The following is a 17,214-nucleotide window of genomic DNA, read 5'->3' on the forward strand; positions in this document are numbered from 1 at the left end:
GCCAGGGCCCGGTCGGTGATGCGCGCGGATGCCGGCCGCGGTCCGCGGAATAGGCCGGGCCCGGGGTCGGCGCGCTCATCTCCGGGCAAGACGTCGCGCTGCCGGCGAGCGGTCGCAGCGGATTGTGGCAGAATGACCGCCGCCCTCGCGGGCGTGTTCGCCATGGCGCCTTGTTGGTGCCGGCGGATCGATTCTGTTCTTGAAAACCACCCCACTCGGCGTCCCGCGCCGCGGTCGCTGCGAGTCAGGGCCATAACGCGGCGCCGTTCCAAACGTCAACAGGCCCCAGGCCATGAGCACACCATCCGATGACGAGGCGCTCGCCGATGCGCGCGCGAAAATCGACGAACTGGATCAGCGGATCCATGCGCTGATCAACGAGCGCGCGGGCGTCGCGCTCAAGGTCGCCGGGATCAAGCAGGCCGCCGGCCGCACGGATTTCTATCGGCCGGAACGCGAGGCCCAGGTTCTCGAGCGCGTCGCCGCGCGCAACCCGGGGCCGCTCCCGGATGCGGCCGTGGCGCGCATCATGCGCGAGATCATGTCCGCCTGCCTGGCGCTGGAAAAACCGATGACCGTGGCCTATCTCGGGCCCGAGGGCACCTATACCCAGGCCGCCGTCTACAAGCATTTCGGGCATGCGGTGCTGGCGTCGCCGAAACCGGCAATCGGCGATATCTTCCGCGATGTGGAGGCGGGCAATGCCCACTTCGGCGTGGTGCCGGTGGAGAACTCGACCGAAGGCGTGGTCACACACACGCTCGACCAGCTCGTCGGCAGTCGGCTGTCGATCTGCGGCGAAGTGGCGCTGGCGGTGCATCATCATCTGTTGTCGCATGCCGCCGGGCTCGGCGGCATCAAGCGTGTGGTCGCCCATGCCCAGTCCCTGGCGCAATGCCGGAACTGGCTCGATACGCACCTGCCGGGTGTGGTGCGCGAAGCGGTGGCCTCGAATGGCGAGGCCGCGCGGCGCGTGGCCGGGGACCCGGCCGCGGCCGCGATCGCCGCGCGCGCGGCCAGCGATTTCTATGACCTGCCGATCCTGGCCTCGAACATCGAGGACGAGCCCAACAACACCACGCGGTTTTTGGTTCTGGGCACGCAGCATGTGGCCGCGTCCGGCAACGACATGACCTCGATCCTGGTGTCGATCCGCAACCGGCCGGGCATGCTCTATCGCCTGCTCGCGCCGGCCGCCGATGCCGGGGTGGATCTGGCCCGCATCGAGTCGCGTCCGTCGCGCCGCCAAGCCTGGGACTACAACTTCTTCATCGACATCGAAGGCCACGCCGACGATGCGCCGGTCCGCCGCGTGATCGAGTCGATCGAGTCCGAGGCCGTCATGCTCAAGATTCTGGGCTCGTACCCGCGCTCGATCGGGCGCGAGGCCGAGTAGTGTCGATTGTCACGTCGAGATAGCGTCATGCCGAAAACCCTGTCCGAACAGGCCCACGCCGGAATTCACGGGCTGTCCGCCTACGTGCCGGGCAAGCCGATCGAGGACCTCAAGCGCGAGCTGGGTCTGACCTCGATCATCAAGCTCGCCTCCAACGAAAACCCGCTCGGCACCGCGCCGGCCGCACGCGCGGCGTTGGCGAATTTCGAGGGCGATCTGTACCGCTACCCGGACGGCAGCGGTTACGAACTCAAGCATAAAATTGCCGCGCGTCATGGTGTCGAGCCCGACCGCGTTACGCTCGGCAATGGCTCGGATGACATCCTCGAGCTCACCGGACGGGTGTTTCTCGGCCCGGGCAAGAACGCGGTGGTCTCGCAGCATTCGTTCGCGGTCTACCCGATCGTCGCGCGTGCCGTGGGCGCTGACGTGCGCGAAGTGCCGGCGCTGCCCGGCGATGGTGAGATGCCCTACGGGCACGATCTGGACGCCATGCTCGCGGCGATCGACGACAACACCGGCGTGGTGTTCATCGCCAACCCGAACAATCCGACCGGCACCTGGGCCACGCCCGACGCGCTGGCGGCATTTCTCGATCGCGTGCCGCCGGCGACGGTCGTGCTGCTGGATCAGGCCTACATCGAATACCAGACGCAGGCGGCGATGGTCGACGAGGCCGCCTGGCTGGCGCGATACGACAATCTCGTCATCACGCGGACCTTCTCCAAGATCTTCGGCATGGCCGCGCTGCGCTTCGGCTATGGCCTGAGTTCGACCACGGTGGCGGATTTCCTCAATCGTATTCGCCAGCCGTTCAACGTGAACATGCTCGCGCTGCATTGCGCGGCCGCCGCCATCGACGACCACGACTTCATCGCGCGCTCGATTGCGTCCAACACGCAGGAACGCGCGCGTCTGGGCGATGCGTTGGCGGCGCGGGGGCTCGCCTGCCTGCCGAGCCAGGCCAATTTCGTCACCTTCGATACCGGGCGCGAGGCACGCCCGGTTTACCAGGCGCTGCTGCATGAAGGCGTGATCGTGCGGCCGCTGGCCGGCTATGGGCTGCCGAAGCATTTGCGCGTGACCGTAGGGGGCGCCGCCGATAACGACCGCTTCATCGCGGCGCTCGACCGCGTGCTCGGCCTATGACGAACCGTGGCGCCGTGTTGCCCGATATCGACCGTATCGCGATCGTGGGGCTGGGTTTGATCGGCGGTTCCATCGCGCGCGGGCTGCGCGTGGCCGGCTACGCCGGCCATCTTTCCGGCGCCGTGGTTCAGCAGGCGGATGCGGCGCGTGCGGTGGAACTCGATCTGGTGGATGCGTGCCACAGCCGGATCGCGCCGGCCGTCGCCGACGCCGATCTGATCGTCATGGCCACGCCCCCGGGCGCGCTCGACCCGGTGTTGCGCGAGATCGCCGCCGCGCGACCGCCCGAGGCGATCGTCACCGATACCGGCAGCAGCAAGGCCAGCGTGGTGCGGGCGGCACAGCGCCTGTTCGCGCCCGCGGCGCGGGCGCGTTTCGTGCCGGGTCACCCGATTGCGGGCACGGAAAACAGCGGCATCGAGGCGGGCTTCGCCACATTGTTCAACGCCCGGCGCGTGATCCTGACGCCGGACAAACAGACCGGGGCGGCGGCGATCGCCACGGTGGAGGCGATGTGGGCGGCGCTCGGCGCGCGGGTCTCGCACATGACGGTGGCGCACCACGACGAGGTGCTGGCGGCGACCAGCCACGTACCGCATGTGCTGGCCTATACCCTGGTCGATACGCTGGCCGCGATGGCCGAACGCACCGAAATTTTCGCCTATGCGGCCGGTGGCTTCGCGGATTTCACCCGCATCGCCTCTAGCGATCCGGCGTTGTGGCGCGATATCGTCAGCGCCAATCGCGAGCCGGTTCTGCACACGCTCGACGCCTACATCGAACGGCTCCAGCGGGTACGGGTCGACATCGCCGCCGGCGACGACGGGCGGGTTCATGAAGTTTTCCAGCGCGCGAAAACCGCGCGCGATGGGTTTGCGTCACAGCGGGAGCGCGACGAGCGATGAACGGTAGGACCTTTCACGTACAACCCGGGGGCGCGTTGAGCGGCGAGGTCACGGTGCCCGGCGACAAGTCGATTTCGCACCGGGCGATCATGTTCGCCTCGCTGGCGCGGGGCACCAGCCGTATTTCGGGTTTTCTGGAAAGCGCCGATTGCCTTGCCACCCTGAACGCATTCGGCGCCATGGGGGTGACGCATGGGCTGGAAGGCGCCACGCGTGTGATCGAGGGCATGGGCCTGCACGGCCTGCATGCCCCCGCGGCGGCGCTGGATCTGGGCAATTCCGGTACCTCGATGCGGCTGCTGTCCGGCATCATGGCCGGACAGGCCTTCGATTCCGTGTTGACCGGCGACGCCAGCCTGTCGCGCCGGCCGATGAAGCGCGTCATCGATCCATTGCGCCGGATGGGCGCGAAGATCGCGGGCCGCGACGGCGACCGGGCCCCGCTTTCGATCACCGGCGGCGCCCGGCTCGCCGCGATCGACTACACGCCGCCGGTCGCCAGCGCGCAGATCAAGTCCTGCGTGCTGCTGGCCGGGCTGTATGCCGAGGGCACGACGCGCGTGCACGAACCGGGGGTTTCCCGCGATCATACCGAGCGCATGCTCGACGCATTCGGCGTCGGGATCGCGCGCGACGGCAACACGGTGGCCCTGGCCGGTGGCCAGGCGCTTTCGGCCACCGATGTCGAGGTGCCGGCGGATCTGTCTTCGGCGGCGTTTTTCATGGTCGGGGCGTCGATCGCAAGGGGCGGCGACATCACCCTGCGCGGCGTCGGCATCAATGCGACGCGGCGCGGTGTGATCGATATTCTGCTGGCCATGGGCGCCGATATCACGCTCGAAAACGAGCGCGACCAGGCCGGCGAGCCGGTGGCCGATATCCGGGTGCGCTCGGCCGAACTGCGCGGCATCGACATCGGCGCCGCCGAGGTCGAGCTCGCGATCGATGAATGCCCGGCGATCTTCGTGGCCGCGGCCTGTGCCGCCGGCACCACGCGCGTGACCGGTGCGGCCGAGTTGCGGGTCAAGGAATGCGACCGGATCGCCGTGATGGCGCAAGGGCTGCGCCAACTCGGGGTGGACTGCCACGAAGTCGAGGATGGCCTGACCCTCGTCGGGCGCCCGCAAGGCGACGCCTTCGGCGGCGGCGAGATCGCCAGCCACGAGGATCACCGCATCGCCATGTCGTTCGCGATGGCGGGGCTGCGGGCGTCCGCGCCCATCGTCATCGATGACTGCGACTACGTCGATACCTCTTTTCCCGGCTTCGTCGAGCTCGCGGCACAGACCGGCCTGAACATCCAGACGCGGGCACCATCATGACCGCCGGTGCGCCCGTGATCACGCTCGATGGCCCGGGCGGCGCCGGCAAGGGCACGCTGGCCTCGGAACTGGCGCGCGGCCTCGGCTGGTGGCTGCTCGACAGCGGCGCCCTGTATCGCCTGGTGGGCCTGTCCGCATTGCGCGAAGGGCTCAACCCCGGTGCCGACGCCGACCGGGCGCGCGCGGCCGTCATCGCGCAGGGGCTGGCGGTACACTTTGTGCCCGATACGGGGGCCGGCCAGCGCGTCGAGCTGGCGGGCGCGGATGTCACCGACGCCATCCGGGCCGACGATGTCTCGGAAGCAGCCTCGCGCTGGGCGGCCCTGCCTGCCATCCGCCAGGCGTTGTTGGCGCGCCAGCGCGATTTCGTGGCGCCCCCGGGGCTGGTCGCCGATGGCCGCGACATGGGCACGGTGATCTTTCCGCAGGCGGAGTTGAAGCTCTACATCACGGCCTCTGCCGACGAGCGCGCCCGTCGCCGTTACGCGCAGTTGTCCGAAAAAGGTGTTGCTGCTAATATTGAGCGGATATATCGTGAGATTGTGGAGCGCGACCAACGCGACGCGTCGCGGGATGCGGCTCCACTCAAGCCGGCGGCCGATGCCCATGTCATCGACACGACCGGCGAGGATGTGGCCACCTCGTTGGAGAAGATTCACGACCTGGTGGCGGCCAAGGGCTGGCGCGTCGACTGACCTGCCGGCCTCGAACGGGTCCGTTCGTGGTGCAATGCCGCGGGCGGTGTTTTTGTCTTTTCAACAACGGATGGCGTCGATAGTCTGGGCGCCGCAGGATTTTCCCCACTCATGTCTGAAAGTTTCGCCGAACTATTCGAGCAAAGTCTGCAGGGTCGTACCATGCAGCCCGGTTCCCTCATCAACGCCGAGGTGCTGGAAGTAAAGAACGATGTCGTGATCGTCGATGCGGGCCTCAAGTCCGAAGGCGTGATCCCGATCGATGAATTCTACGACGAGAACGGCGAACTGACCGTTGGCGAAGGCGACAAGGTCGAAGTCGCCCTCGAGGCCGTGGAAGACGGCTTCGGCGCCACCCGCCTGTCGAAGGAAAAGGCACAGCGGATCCGTACCTGGGACTTCCTCACCGAAGCCTACGAGAACAGCGAATCGGTTGTCGGCCATATCTCCGGCAAGGTCAAGGGCGGCTACACCGTCGATGTGGGCAACATCCGCGCGTTCCTGCCGGGCTCGCTGGTCGACGTGCGCCCGGTGCGCGATACGACCTACCTCGAAGGCAAGCCGCTCGAGTTCCGCGTCATCAAGCTGGACCGTCTGCGCAACAACGTGGTGGTCTCGCGTCGCGACGTGCTCAAGGAAGAGTACAGCGAAGAGCGCAAGCAGCTGCTCGACACGCTGCAGGAAGGCATCGTGCTCAAGGGCATCGTCAAGAACCTGGTCGACTACGGCGCGTTCGTGGACCTGGGTGGCATCGACGGCCTGCTGCACATCACCGACATGTCCTGGAAGCGGATCAAGGATCCCTCGGACGTGGTCAACGTGGGTGAGGAAATCGAAGTCAAGGTGCTCAAGTTCGATCGCGAGCGCACCCGTGTCTCGCTCGGTCTGAAGCAGCTGGGCGATGACCCGTGGGTGAATATCGCGCGTCGTTATCCCGAGCACACCCGTCTGTTCGGCAACGTCACCAACATCACCGACTACGGCGCCTTCGTCGAGATCGAGGAAGGCGTGGAAGGCCTGGTGCACGTGTCCGAGATGGACTGGACCAACAAGAACGTCAACCCGAACCAGATCGTGTCGGTCGGCGACGAGGTCGAGGTCATGGTGCTCGAGATCGACGAAGAGCGTCGTCGCATCTCGCTCGGTATGAAGCAATGCCAGTCGAACCCGTGGGAAGACTTCGCCGCGCAGCACGCGCGCAACGACGTCGTCACCGGTCAGATCAAGTCGATCACCGACTTCGGCATCTTCGTCGGTCTGCCGGGCAACATCGACGGCCTGGTTCACCTGTCGGACCTGTCCTGGAACGAGCCGGGCGAGGAAGTCGTCCGTGAATACTCCAAGGGCGACGAGGTCGAGGCCGTGGTGCTGGCCATCGATGCCGACCGCGAGCGCATCTCGCTGGGCATCAAGCAGCTGGCCCAGGATCCGATGGGTTCGTTCGTGGCCGACCATCCGAAGGGCAGTATCGTCTCCGGTACCATCGCCTCGGTCGATGCCCGTGGCGCGACCGTCGATCTCGGCAACGATGTGACGGGCTACATCCGGGCGTCGGACATTTCGCGCGAACGGGTCGAGGATGCACGCTCGGTGCTGTCCGAAGGCGAGCCGGTCGAGGCGCGTTTTGTCGGCGTCGATCGCCGCAACCGCTCGATCAGCCTGTCGATCCGGGCCAAGGAAGAAAAGGACGAGCAGCAGGCGATGCGCGATTACGCGGATACCGATGCCTCGACCGGTACGACCAGTCTCGGCGAACTGCTCAAGGAGCAGATGGCCGATCGCGACAACTAAGCGAAAGATAAACACGGGGTGCTTGCGTGCACCCCGTGTTTTACTTAGCCTCTTAACGGTTGTCTGCGGGGCGGCGAATAACGCGTACGCAAACCGCCGGCCGGCAACGAAGTTTTTGGGGCGGGCCGTATATCGGCACGTCATTGGGGGACGGCGTTTCTAGGGAGAGCGCTGGATGACTAAATCCGAGTTGATTGAGCGTCTGGTTGATCGCCAGGCACATATGACCCAGCGTGACGTGGAGCTGGCCGTCAAGCTGCTGCTGGACGACGTGATCGAGGAGCTTGCCGAGGGCGGGCGTGTCGAGATCCGTGGGTTTGGCAGTTTTTCGGTCCATCACCGACCGGCGCGGCGTGGCCGCAACCCCAAGACGGGCGAGGCCGTGGATATTCCGCGCAAGTTCGTGCCGCATTTCAAGCCCGGCAAGGAACTCCGCGAGCGCGTCAACAAGCCGCAATCCTAGCTGCGTTCCGTTCCGTTCGCTGTGTCTGCGGGCGCCTCGGTACGCCCCCGGGGCGTGAGCGTCGGCTGCGAGCGTGGTCAGCGCGGGCGGCGCCGCGGCAATGTCAAATGGGCGAATCGATTCCCATGCGCGCGACTGCCGTGGCCGCGTCACGGCCAGGTGGCGGGTATGGATTGGCTTTGTCCCCGAGGTGGGGCGAAACGGTACCTGCCGTAGCGACTCCGGTTCATCGTAACGGGCGTACGGCGCCCGCCGGCTGCGCTGCGCGATGCTGGCGCTCTTGGCGGGGCAGTCGCGGTCTGCGGATGGCCATTGCGGACTCGCACCAAACGGCAACAGGCCCTAGACTGGGTGGCTGTCTCGGGCCGATGCGCTCGTCGATCCAACGAGGAATGTCATGCTGCGCCTCATCCGTAACCTGATTGTTATCCTGGCGGTTTTCGTCGGTCTGGCCTTCGGGTTCCTCAATTATGGTTCGACGTCCGTCGATCTATTATGGACCCGCACGGCAGCGCCGCTGTCCGTGTTGCTGGGTGGCGCGTTTTTACTGGGGCTGGTTCTCGCCTTGATCCTTTGCGGGGTGCGCATGGCCAAGCTTCGCGCCCGGCTGGCGAGCACCCGCCGCCAGCTCAGGGATGCAGAGGCCGAAATCGCCAACTTGCGCAGCATGCCGATCCACAATACCTGAGGGCCGGAGCGCGCTGCCGGTTTCGCGGCCGGTCGCCGCGACGCGCGGCGACGGGCAGCACCGCGGACCGGCTCGGGACCACGCGCCACGCACCGGGGCCGCGCCCGCGTGAGCCGGCGTGGCGGCCGCCTCGCCAGGCGTCACTGCGGCGAATATCTCAGTTGCATTGTCTTCATGTCGGTCGCGACATGCGGGCGCCGGATGCGGCGTCGTTTCGATGCAGGCGACGACGCCACCGGCTACGTCGATGGTTGGCGGGCGGTCAGGGTCGAGGCGGGGGGCGGCGCCACGGCGACACCGGGGCCGGCGCGCGTATCAGTAGTCGTTGCCTTTCGCGACGCCGCGCCGGCATTTGTCCTTCGACCACGCGCGGTGACAGGCGCGGACCATCTGATCGCGCAGCGCACGCAAACGGGACTTGTCGTAGGCGCTCAATTTTGCGGTCTGCAGCGCGGTCCGGAGTTGATTGATCGCCCGCGGATAATCGTCGAGCATGGCGAAATACCGCGCCTGGCGGTAGTAGGCCTCGCCGAGGTTGTTCTGTTTGCCGGCGCCGCGCGCGAGCAGGCGCTGCGCGGCCGGGTAGGTGTTGAGCACGCTGGTCTGCGACAGCAGATAATTGCGCATCACGGCCGGTTTGCCCTCCTCCTCGAGATTCTGGGCGTAGGCGAGTTTGAGCGGGTCGCTGTGGGGAAATTTCTTGAGCGCGGTGGACAGCACGTTGTCGGCCTCGGCATTGTCACCGGCCTGCTTGAGCGCATCGGCCAGGCCCATGCGCCAGGCCAGGATGTCGGGATGGGCCTTGAGCCCCGCGCGCAGCAGCGCGATGGCGTGCTGGTTCTGGCTCAGGCGGCTGAGCGCGAGCGCGTAGCCGTACTTGTCGGCGGCAGCCGGGTGGTCGCTGGTGATTTCGCCCTTGAAGTAATCGCGCATGTCATTCGCGCTTTGCGCCTCGAGCACGCGGGCGCGCGCGCGCATGTAGGGGTATTCCGGGTTGGTGTGGACCCTGACGTTGGGATAATCCGCGGCGCGCGCGTTGGCCTCGGCTATGCGAGTCGAGGTCACGGGGTGGCTGAGTAGGATTTGCGGCAGTTGTTGCCCGTAGAGATCGCTCTGGCGCTGTAGCGTGCCGAAGAAGCGCCCCATGGCATGCGGGTCGTAGCCCGACCGTGCCAGATCGCGGATGCCCACCCGATCGGCTTCATGCTCATCGGCGCGGGTGTAGCTCAGTTGTTGCATGCCGAGGTGTGACATGCCGCCGGTGATCGCGGCAATGGCCGCGTCGCCGCCGCCGCCGGCCGCGGCGCCGGCAACCGCCGCCACAATGGCGGTCGCGAGCGTGGCAATGGTATCGCCGCGGCTTTCCGCCATCTGGCGCGCGATATGGCGTTGCGTGACATGCGCGATTTCGTGCGCCATCACACTGGCGAGCTCGCTCTCCGACTTGGTCGCCGTAATAAGGCCGGCATTCACCCCGATATCGCCGCCGGGCAGCGCAAAGGCGTTGATATCGTCGCTGTCGATGACATAAAAATGAAACTCGTCGGCGGGCCGGTCGGTATGACGCGCCAGGCGCCGGCCGACGCTGTTCACGTAAGCCGACAGCTCGGGATCCTCGATGATCATGTGCTGGCTGCGCAGTTGCGCGATCACCTGGGCCCCGAGGCGTATTCCCTCGCTCGGCGTCATCGCGGTATCGGCGGGCTGGCCGAGATCGGGCAGGTTGTAGTCGCCGTTGTCCGCGGCCGCCGCCGGGCCGGCCGTTGCGATGGCTCCGGCCAGCAGGATCAGGCCAGTGGCAACGGCACTTGAGTTGCGCATGGTGAGCAAGATCGATCAAAGCCCTTGAGTGGTTGGACTCAGCGTAGCGCGTTTGGTTCGGTCGGGTCACCGAACAGCCGGGCGCCGGGCCCGGCCCGCGGGGCGGCTGCAGGCCGGCCCGGCGCGGCCCTCGCGCCCGACTCGCCCGGTTGCTGACGGCGAAATACCACGACGCCCACCCGGTGTCGGCGTGGCACGCGCGGCGTGCAATGCGCCGGTGTGCGTGCATCGTTCATCTTCAGCGCCTACGATAGCCCGCTGATGCCCGCACCCCACAACGAGAACGGCTTCGATGAATGTGTTTCGCGCCTGGTTTGCCCGGCACCTGTCGGACCCCCAGCTGGTTTCGCTTGTTTTCATGCTCCTCGTCGGCCTGGTGCTGGTGTTGTTCGTCGGGCAGCTTGTCGCGCCCGTGCTGGCGGCCCTGGTTCTGGCGTATCTGCTGGATGCGCCGGTCATCTGGCTCGGTCGCCTGCGCGTGCCACGAACCGCCGGCGCGGCCCTGGTATCGGTGGCACTGCTGCTGGGGGTGGTGTGGGTGAGTTTCGCGCTCATGCCGCTGCTCACGCGCCAGGCCGGCCAGATCCTCCAGGAGCTGCCGGATCTCGTGCATAGCGTGCAGGCCTGGATCAGCGGACTGCCGGCGCGCTACCCATCGCTGATCACGCCCGAGCAGATGAATGCGCTGATCGGCAGCGTGTCGATCGATGTCGGGTCGCTGCGCAAGACCGTGCTCAGCCGTTCGCTCATGGTTGGCGCAAGTCTGTTCTATCTTGCGGTCTACCTGGTGCTGGTCCCGCTGATGGTGTTCTTCATACTGCGCGACAAGCATCAGCTGCTCGGCTGGTTCGCCCGGTTCGTGCCGCGCAACGGCGCGCTGCTGAGGCAGGTCTGGACCGATGTCAATATCCAGCTCGGCAATTATGTGCGGGGCAAGGCGGTGGAGATCGTGATCGTCTGGATCGCGGCCTACATCGTGTTCTGGTCGCTCGGGCTGGATTACGCCATGCTGCTTTCGGCGTTGGTGGGTTTTTCCGTGCTGGTGCCCTACGTCGGCGCATTCGGCATGACGGTGCCGGTGGTGCTGGTTGCGTACGCCCAGTGGGGCATGCATGCGCAGACCGTCTGGGTGTTGATTGCCTACACCATTCTGCAGATGCTCGACGGCAATCTGCTGGTCCCGATCCTGTTCTCCGAGGCGGTCAATCTGCATCCCGTGGCCATCATCACGGCGGTGCTGTTCTTCGGCGGCATCTGGGGATTCTGGGGCGTCTTCTTTGCCATTCCCCTGGCGACGCTTGTGCACTCCGTGCTCAAGGCGTGGCCGCAGAACGCGACTGCCGATGAGTCGGGGCGGCCCGGCGCGCGGGGTGCCGATTGATGGCATGCCGCCCCAAGCGCGCCGTTCGCTGACCGCCGGACCGGGCACGCCGGCCCGGCTTGTCAGAGGTGATCGGAGGCGAAATGCGCCAGACGGGAACGCTCGCCCTGGGCGAGGGTGACATGCCCGGCATGGCGCCAATTGCGAAAGCTGTCGACCACGCGGGTGAGCCCCGAACTGCTCTCGGTGAGATATGGCGTATCGATCTGGGCCAGGTTGCCCAGACATACGAACTTGGTGCCCGGTCCGGCGCGGGTGATGAGCGTTTTCATCTGCTTGGGGGTCAGGTTCTGTGCCTCGTCGAGAATCACGAATCGTTCGAGGAAGGTCCGCCCGCGCATGAAGTTGACCGAGCGGATCTTGATGCGGTTGGACAGTAACTCGTTGGTCGCGGCCCGCTCCCATTCGGATGCGCTGCCGCTGTTGCCGGTCAGCACCTCGAGGTTATCCATGAGCGCCCCCATCCAGGGCGTCATCTTTTCTTCTTCGGTGCCGGGCAGGAACCCGATGTCGTCGCCCACGGGAACCGTCACGCGGGTCATGATGATCTCGCGATAGCGTGACTCGTCGAGCGTCTGCGACAACGCCGCCGCCAGCGTGAGCAGGGTCTTGCCGGTGCCGGCCGCCCCCAGCAGGGTGACGATATCGATGTCCGGATCCATGAGCAGGTTCAGGGCGAAGTTCTGTTCGCGGTTGCGTGCATGCACGCCCCAGACGTGGCGTTTGCCCTCGCGAAAATCCTCGGCCAGTTCGAGCAGGGCGGTGCCGCCCTCGATGTCCCGGGTGATCAGCTCGACATCGTTCGGGCGATCGAAATGCAACAATTCGTTGACGTGCCAATCGGGCACATCGTCGCCGCTGACCTGGTAGAAGGTCTGGCCCATGTCCTTCCAAGACTGCATGTCCTCGGCATGCCGCTCCCAGAAGTCGCCCGGCAACGCAGCATGCCCGGTGTAGAGCAGGTCGAGATCCTCGATCACCTTGTCGTTGAAATAGTCCTCGGCCTCGATGCCGATCACCGACGCCTTGATGCGCAGGTTGATGTCCTTGGAAACCAGGACAATCTCCGACTGGCCGAATACCTTGCGCAGGGCCAGGGCGCTCAGGAGGATCGAGTTGTCCGCCTTGCTGCCCGGGAGCATGGTCGGCAGTTCGCCCTCGGGCGGCCGGGTCTCGAAGAACAGGCGGCCGGTGGCCTCCGGCGCATCACGCCCGTTGCCACGCGCCGCGACCGCGGCGGCCCGTTGATCGAGGCTGATGCCGCGCTCGATATCCGCATGCGTCTGCCCGGCGATCAACTCATCCAGAAAGCGGCTCACCTGGCGCACGTTGCGGGCGACTTCCGACACCCCCTTCTTGCCGCCGTCGAGCTCTTCGAGAACGACCATCGGTATGTAGACATCGTGTTCCTGGAAACGGAACAGGGCAGTGGGGTCGTGCATCAGCACATTGGTATCGAGAACGAAAACCCGTCGGGCCATGGCGTGCGTTACCGCGTGGTTGGTGGGACGAGACAGGTTACTGGGCCCCGGGGGCAGGCAATGCGCGCACGGCAGCCAGTACCTCGTCGGCATGATCGGGAACCTTTACGCCGCGCCAGACGTTCCGTACGACACCGGTGCCGTCGATCACGAATGTGCTCCGCTCGATTCCGATATGGGTTCGACCGTACATGTTCTTTTCTTTCAGCACACCATAAGCGTTGCAGACACTTTCGTCCGCGTCGCTGATCAGTTCGAACGGAAAGCCGTGCTTGCTGCGAAAGTTCTCGTGCTTGCGCAGCGAATCGCGGGATACGCCAACGATCTCGGCGCCAGCGGCCTGAAATGCGGTGTACAGGTCGCGAAAGGCCTCGCCTTCCTGCGTGCACCCGGGCGTGTTGTCGCGCGGGTAGAAATACAGCACCAGCGTCCGGCCGGCGAAATCGGCCAGCGAGAGGGTCTTGTCGCCGGTCGCCGGCGCCTTGAAATCGGGTGCCTTGTCTTCGGGCGCGATTGTACTCATGGCGGAAATTCCTTGATAACGATGGGCGGGGCTGCGCGGGCTAGGTCTTGATCGGATCGAGCAGGCCGTCGGCGTGCAGATCGTCACATACATCCATGAAGGCATCGCGCAGCGTCTGCGGATGCTGGGTGACCGGCACGTGCAGCGAAAGATGAACCGTACACATGTCGGCCCCGGTCATACCCGACTGATAGGCCTGTACGCTGGCCTCCTGCACGGCGACGTCCTGTTCGGTGAAAAAGCTCATCAACTCGGCCAGCAGACGTGGCTGCTGCGGGGCCACCACTTCGGCGGCATAGGGCCGGAATTCGCGCGCCAGTTCGGCCGGCTCGGTGTGCTCGAACTGGATGGCCAGGCCCAGGTGCTCGGCCAGGCCGGGCAGGGCGCTTTCCATCTTGCCCATGGCGCTCCAATTGCCGGCGAGCAGGAGCACCGCCGAAAAATGATCACCCAGCGGCGTGATACGGCACTCGATGATTTCGCAGCCACGACGCCCGATCGCGCGAATGAGGTCGTGGGCCAGCTTGTCCCGGCTGGCGCCAAGCACGACGAGCGACAGATACTTCTTTATTTCGGGCATGCGGGTCTCGGTTCGCGAATCGGGACGTTCAAAAGGCGGGTATGTTAGCACCAACAACACGGTTACAATCCCCGCTTCCCACGCGTGAGGAGGCACTGTGGTAATGGATACGCAAGCGCTCGGCGGAAGCATGGTCGCCATCGTGACGCCGATGCATGCCGATGGCAGCGTCGATTGGCAATCGCTCGAACGGCTCATCAACTGGCATATCGAGCAGGGTACCCACGGTATCGTGTCGGTGGGTACGACCGGCGAGTCGGCGACATTGGGGTTTCGCGAGCACGATGAAGTCATCGAGCGCACGGTCGACATCGTCGACAAGCGCATTCCCGTCATCGCCGGTACCGGCGGTAACGCGACCGACGAAGCCATTCGGCTGACACGCCATGCCAAGCGTGTGGGCGCGGACGCCTCGCTGCTGGTTTGCCCGTACTACAACAAGCCGAGCCAGGAAGGGCTCTACCGTCACTTCCATGCCATTGCCATGGCCGTGGATATACCGCAGATCCTCTACAACGTGCCGAGCCGAACCGGCGTCGACATGCTGCCCGAAACCGTGGCGCGGCTCGCCACGATCGACAATATCGTCGCGCTCAAGGAAGCCAAGGGCTCGATCGAGCGTATTCACGAATTGATCGAACACGTCGGCGACGCCATGCAGATCTATTCCGGCGACGACGGCACGGCCATGGAATCGATGCTCGTCGGCGGCAAGGGCAACATCTCGGTGGTGGCGAATGTCGTGCCGAACCTCATGAGCCGCATGTGCACGGCCGCCATCGAGGGCAAGCGTGAAGAAGCCGAGCGTCTGGACGCCGAAATGGCCCCCCTGCATTCGGCTTTGTTCTTCGAGGCGAACCCGATTCCCGTCAAATGGGCGCTTCAGGAAATGGGCTGGATCGAGCCCGGTATCCGGCTGCCGCTGACCCCGCTCGCGGACCATTTTCACGAGGCCGTGCGGGATGCCATCAAACAAGTCGTGGGCGAACATTAATCGGCTATACAACCAGTCGCGATCTACGGTAAACATGGCGGCGGGCACCGGAAAAGGTTCCCTGCCATGATCTGTGCCCGGGTTGAGGAGATTAACTGTTGAAGTCTTTTTCGGTGAGCCGTAGCCATGGAAATGATTTATACAGGGCAATATCCGTCACTACATCGGGGGGGGGGGTGATACAGAAAAGGTTTTGACCGCGAGCAGCATCGCGATGCTTGCGGCATCACCGATGGCTTTCGCGCAGACCCGTGATACGGGGCCCAGAGCAAGTTCGGCTAGCGCTTCCAACGCATCCGCGTGTTTGAATTCGGGTGGCGTGGCCAGGGAAGGTCAGTCGCAGGCGTTGGCCTATGGGGTCAGGGCCGCGGCTGTTGTGCGTGCCTCGCTCGCAGTCGCGTCCGACGGTAACGATCAAGAATGCGAACGCTACCACCAATGGCACCCACGCTACCCGGTGATTCTGGATGCTCGCGGAGGACTATGGCACGACGATCAATCTATCTAACGTTCGACTCCGGTGTCGCGCTCGGCAGCTACGCGGGGTTTACATCGGCCGGCAACAAGTACCGAGTACAAAGCACGGCGAGAGTGGTTTCAACAACGGTATTTACCTACGGCTCGATATCTTCTGCACCAAGTCCTCGCGCAGTTCTGTTACCGCGCATTACACGCCGCTTGCGCGCGATGGCGGCGCATCGCGCAACCGACAGTACAAGTTGTATTCACTCACCGGCATGCGAGATCTGAATCGCTATTGGGACGGTTTCAAGACGGACAACTAGTACGGGTCTTCGGTTGTATTGAGAGGGCCTGTGCGCGTATTACAGGGCGCCCTGGCGGCGTGCGTGGCACGCGAATGCAACGTCGGGTGGCGCAGATCGCGCTGGCTAGTGCGGTGGATTGGCTTGGTAGGCACGAGTTCCAGGCCGGCGTGCCGTCTGGTACGGGCGCGCTGTGCGACACTGTGGAGCTTTCAAGGAAAGCGCAATGAATAAAATCGAAAAGGTTAAGGCAAGGCTTATGGGTCGAAGAGCGATGGTGGGCGGCCTCGTGCTCCTGCTGGCTGCGGTTCTTGGCGGTTGTGCGGGGTCCCCGAACTGCCTCACGACACAGCGTTATGAAAATGCCAAGGTGTTCCCGAAGCTCAAGAGTCCGGCCGGCCTCAAGATCCCCAAGCCCGATCCGGATATGAAAATCCCCTCGGTGCCGAACGGTCCCGTTGCCGCCTACAGCACGGCCCCGCAGGGCACAGACGCCAGCAATCCGCAGTCGCGTTGCCTGACCACGCCGCCGCCGCTCGGCACATCGAGCTAGAACGTCAGTTCGCCGTGCCATATTTCGAGTGTTTTTCGTCGCCGCAAGGCATCAAAAGCGTGGGAGTGGCGCGAGTCATTGCTGTGGTTGCCCCGCGATCCGGCGCAGCCTCCAACGCCGCGGCGCCGATGTCGGATTACGCCTTCGGCTAATCCGACCCACAACAGCCCGAACTACGCGCGTAGGTCGGGTTAGACCCCATGGATTGCATCGCAATCCATGATGCCCTTGGGATAGGCTAAAATCAGCGCCAAAAAAGTCTTTTTGGCACAGATGTTTGCGATGCAATCCATATCAGGCCGCAGGCCGTAAGCCGACACGATCGAAGCCCGCGCGGTAGAAGCGTCGCCCCAAGGGTTGGCCCGGACATCGCCTCCGCCCGGCGCATCCGATCCGCGTCGCCAAGCTGATCGACCCGGCGCGTATGTTGCGATGATGTCGCGCGTTCATCCGCGGTACGCCATGGACGCCGTGTCGACGCCAGAATGATGTCCACTTCGGCGTTTGTCGCCCCGGCCTATGTACGCAAAGGCTGTTCCCGTCCCGGCGGGTCAGGTACAATTCGCACCCGATTTGCGTTTCGTGAGTCACAAGCCGATATTCGGCAGGCGCTCGCTACGGGCGTCTATCGGTTACAATCTGCAGCCGTTTTAGGAGAGGTGTCCGAGCGGTCGAAGGAGCACGCCTGGAAAGCGTGTGTGCGGTAAC

General features: G+C 65.0%; 16 protein-coding genes. 12 read left to right on the plus strand and 4 right to left on the minus strand.

Annotated elements, in window-relative coordinates; translation table 11 throughout:
- Positions 1-292: 292 nt before the first annotated feature.
- From pheA to ACS8YF_RS16360, 8 genes are all read left to right on the plus strand, one after another.
- Complete coding sequence (gene pheA, locus ACS8YF_RS16325; protein WP_440851208.1) at positions 293-1,396, plus strand: prephenate dehydratase; 1,104 nt, start codon at positions 293-295, stop codon at positions 1,394-1,396.
- Between the two features lie 27 nt (positions 1,397-1,423).
- A complete protein-coding gene (gene hisC / locus ACS8YF_RS16330) occupies positions 1,424-2,545 on the plus strand; it encodes a histidinol-phosphate transaminase (RefSeq protein WP_440851209.1) in 1,122 nt (373 codons plus the stop codon).
- The gene (locus ACS8YF_RS16335; protein WP_440851210.1) at positions 2,542-3,450 is read left to right on the plus strand and encodes a prephenate dehydrogenase; all 909 of its coding nucleotides are present in this window, start codon (positions 2,542-2,544) and stop codon (positions 3,448-3,450) included. The genes hisC and ACS8YF_RS16335 overlap by 4 nt, the downstream gene beginning before the upstream one ends.
- A complete protein-coding gene (aroA, locus tag ACS8YF_RS16340) occupies positions 3,447-4,772 on the plus strand; it encodes a 3-phosphoshikimate 1-carboxyvinyltransferase (protein ID WP_440851211.1) in 1,326 nt (441 codons plus the stop codon). The genes ACS8YF_RS16335 and aroA overlap by 4 nt, the downstream gene beginning before the upstream one ends.
- Complete coding sequence (cmk, locus tag ACS8YF_RS16345) at positions 4,769-5,467, plus strand: (d)CMP kinase (RefSeq protein WP_440851212.1); 699 nt, start codon at positions 4,769-4,771, stop codon at positions 5,465-5,467. Before aroA ends, cmk begins: the two co-directional genes overlap by 4 nt.
- A gap of 111 nt (positions 5,468-5,578) precedes the next feature.
- Entirely contained in the window at positions 5,579-7,258 is a 1,680-nt protein-coding gene (gene rpsA / locus ACS8YF_RS16350) for a 30S ribosomal protein S1 (RefSeq protein WP_440851213.1), read from the plus strand.
- Between the two features lie 175 nt (positions 7,259-7,433).
- The gene (locus ACS8YF_RS16355) at positions 7,434-7,721 is read left to right on the plus strand and encodes an integration host factor subunit beta (RefSeq protein WP_440851214.1); all 288 of its coding nucleotides are present in this window, start codon (positions 7,434-7,436) and stop codon (positions 7,719-7,721) included.
- Between the two features lie 397 nt (positions 7,722-8,118).
- Entirely contained in the window at positions 8,119-8,409 is a 291-nt protein-coding gene (locus ACS8YF_RS16360; RefSeq protein ID WP_440851215.1) for a lipopolysaccharide assembly protein LapA domain-containing protein, read from the plus strand.
- Between the two features lie 315 nt (positions 8,410-8,724).
- Here the strand turns inward: ACS8YF_RS16360 and ACS8YF_RS16365 are convergent, their stop codons facing one another.
- Complete coding sequence (locus ACS8YF_RS16365; RefSeq protein ID WP_440851216.1) at positions 8,725-10,230, minus strand: M48 family metalloprotease; 1,506 nt, start codon at positions 10,228-10,230, stop codon at positions 8,725-8,727.
- 292 nt (positions 10,231-10,522) lie between these two features.
- Here ACS8YF_RS16365 and ACS8YF_RS16370 point away from each other — a divergent pair, with 292 nt between their 5' ends.
- Positions 10,523-11,611, plus strand: coding sequence for an AI-2E family transporter (locus ACS8YF_RS16370; RefSeq protein ID WP_440851217.1), 1,089 nt, complete (start codon positions 10,523-10,525; stop codon positions 11,609-11,611).
- A gap of 62 nt (positions 11,612-11,673) precedes the next feature.
- On the opposite strand, the gene ACS8YF_RS16375 is transcribed toward ACS8YF_RS16370, so the two are convergent.
- From ACS8YF_RS16375 to ACS8YF_RS16385, 3 genes are read right to left on the minus strand one after another with little or no spacing between them, the layout of a single operon-like run.
- Positions 11,674-13,092, minus strand: coding sequence for a PhoH family protein (locus tag ACS8YF_RS16375; RefSeq protein WP_440851218.1), 1,419 nt, complete (start codon positions 13,090-13,092; stop codon positions 11,674-11,676).
- Positions 13,093-13,129: 37 nt separating this feature from the next.
- The gene (locus tag ACS8YF_RS16380; protein WP_440851219.1) at positions 13,130-13,615 is read right to left on the minus strand and encodes a peroxiredoxin; all 486 of its coding nucleotides are present in this window, start codon (positions 13,613-13,615) and stop codon (positions 13,130-13,132) included.
- Between the two features lie 40 nt (positions 13,616-13,655).
- Entirely contained in the window at positions 13,656-14,195 is a 540-nt protein-coding gene (locus ACS8YF_RS16385) for a glycine cleavage system protein R (RefSeq protein WP_440851220.1), read from the minus strand.
- 103 nt (positions 14,196-14,298) lie between these two features.
- On the opposite strand from ACS8YF_RS16385, the gene dapA reads away from it, so the two are divergent.
- The 3 genes from dapA to ACS8YF_RS16400 all read left to right on the plus strand — a co-directional run bounded on the left by dapA (position 14,299) and on the right by ACS8YF_RS16400 (position 16,506).
- Positions 14,299-15,189, plus strand: coding sequence for a 4-hydroxy-tetrahydrodipicolinate synthase (gene dapA / locus ACS8YF_RS16390; RefSeq protein WP_440851221.1), 891 nt, complete (start codon positions 14,299-14,301; stop codon positions 15,187-15,189).
- Between the two features lie 467 nt (positions 15,190-15,656).
- On the plus strand, positions 15,657-15,974 hold the full coding sequence (locus ACS8YF_RS16395; protein WP_440851222.1) for a YjbH domain-containing protein: 318 nt from the start codon (positions 15,657-15,659) through the stop codon (positions 15,972-15,974).
- 205 nt (positions 15,975-16,179) lie between these two features.
- A complete protein-coding gene (locus ACS8YF_RS16400) occupies positions 16,180-16,506 on the plus strand; it encodes a hypothetical protein (RefSeq protein ID WP_440851223.1) in 327 nt (108 codons plus the stop codon).
- Positions 16,507-17,214 lie beyond the last annotated feature (708 nt).

The organism is Salinisphaera sp. SWV1, assembly GCF_052044155.1.
GTDB lineage: Bacteria > Pseudomonadota > Gammaproteobacteria > Nevskiales > Salinisphaeraceae > Salinisphaera.

Excerpts from the sequence above, each read along its gene's own strand:
- pheA (WP_440851208.1), top strand. The coding sequence starts at position 293 with ATGAGCACACCATCCGATGACGAGGCGCTCGCCGATGCGCGCGCGAAA.
- hisC (WP_440851209.1), top strand. The coding sequence starts at position 1,424 with ATGCCGAAAACCCTGTCCGAACAGGCCCACGCCGGAATTCACGGGCTG.
- ACS8YF_RS16335 (WP_440851210.1), top strand. The coding sequence starts at position 2,542 with ATGACGAACCGTGGCGCCGTGTTGCCCGATATCGACCGTATCGCGATC.
- aroA (WP_440851211.1), top strand. The coding sequence starts at position 3,447 with ATGAACGGTAGGACCTTTCACGTACAACCCGGGGGCGCGTTGAGCGGC.
- cmk (WP_440851212.1), top strand. The coding sequence starts at position 4,769 with ATGACCGCCGGTGCGCCCGTGATCACGCTCGATGGCCCGGGCGGCGCC.
- rpsA (WP_440851213.1), top strand. The coding sequence starts at position 5,579 with ATGTCTGAAAGTTTCGCCGAACTATTCGAGCAAAGTCTGCAGGGTCGT.
- ACS8YF_RS16355 (WP_440851214.1), top strand. The coding sequence starts at position 7,434 with ATGACTAAATCCGAGTTGATTGAGCGTCTGGTTGATCGCCAGGCACAT.
- ACS8YF_RS16360 (WP_440851215.1), top strand. The coding sequence starts at position 8,119 with ATGCTGCGCCTCATCCGTAACCTGATTGTTATCCTGGCGGTTTTCGTC.
- ACS8YF_RS16365 (WP_440851216.1), bottom strand. The coding sequence starts at position 10,230 with ATGCGCAACTCAAGTGCCGTTGCCACTGGCCTGATCCTGCTGGCCGGA.
- ACS8YF_RS16370 (WP_440851217.1), top strand. The coding sequence starts at position 10,523 with ATGAATGTGTTTCGCGCCTGGTTTGCCCGGCACCTGTCGGACCCCCAG.
- ACS8YF_RS16375 (WP_440851218.1), bottom strand. The coding sequence starts at position 13,092 with ATGGCCCGACGGGTTTTCGTTCTCGATACCAATGTGCTGATGCACGAC.
- ACS8YF_RS16380 (WP_440851219.1), bottom strand. The coding sequence starts at position 13,615 with ATGAGTACAATCGCGCCCGAAGACAAGGCACCCGATTTCAAGGCGCCG.
- ACS8YF_RS16385 (WP_440851220.1), bottom strand. The coding sequence starts at position 14,195 with ATGCCCGAAATAAAGAAGTATCTGTCGCTCGTCGTGCTTGGCGCCAGC.
- dapA (WP_440851221.1), top strand. The coding sequence starts at position 14,299 with ATGGATACGCAAGCGCTCGGCGGAAGCATGGTCGCCATCGTGACGCCG.
- ACS8YF_RS16395 (WP_440851222.1), top strand. The coding sequence starts at position 15,657 with ATGCTCGCGGAGGACTATGGCACGACGATCAATCTATCTAACGTTCGA.
- ACS8YF_RS16400 (WP_440851223.1), top strand. The coding sequence starts at position 16,180 with ATGAATAAAATCGAAAAGGTTAAGGCAAGGCTTATGGGTCGAAGAGCG.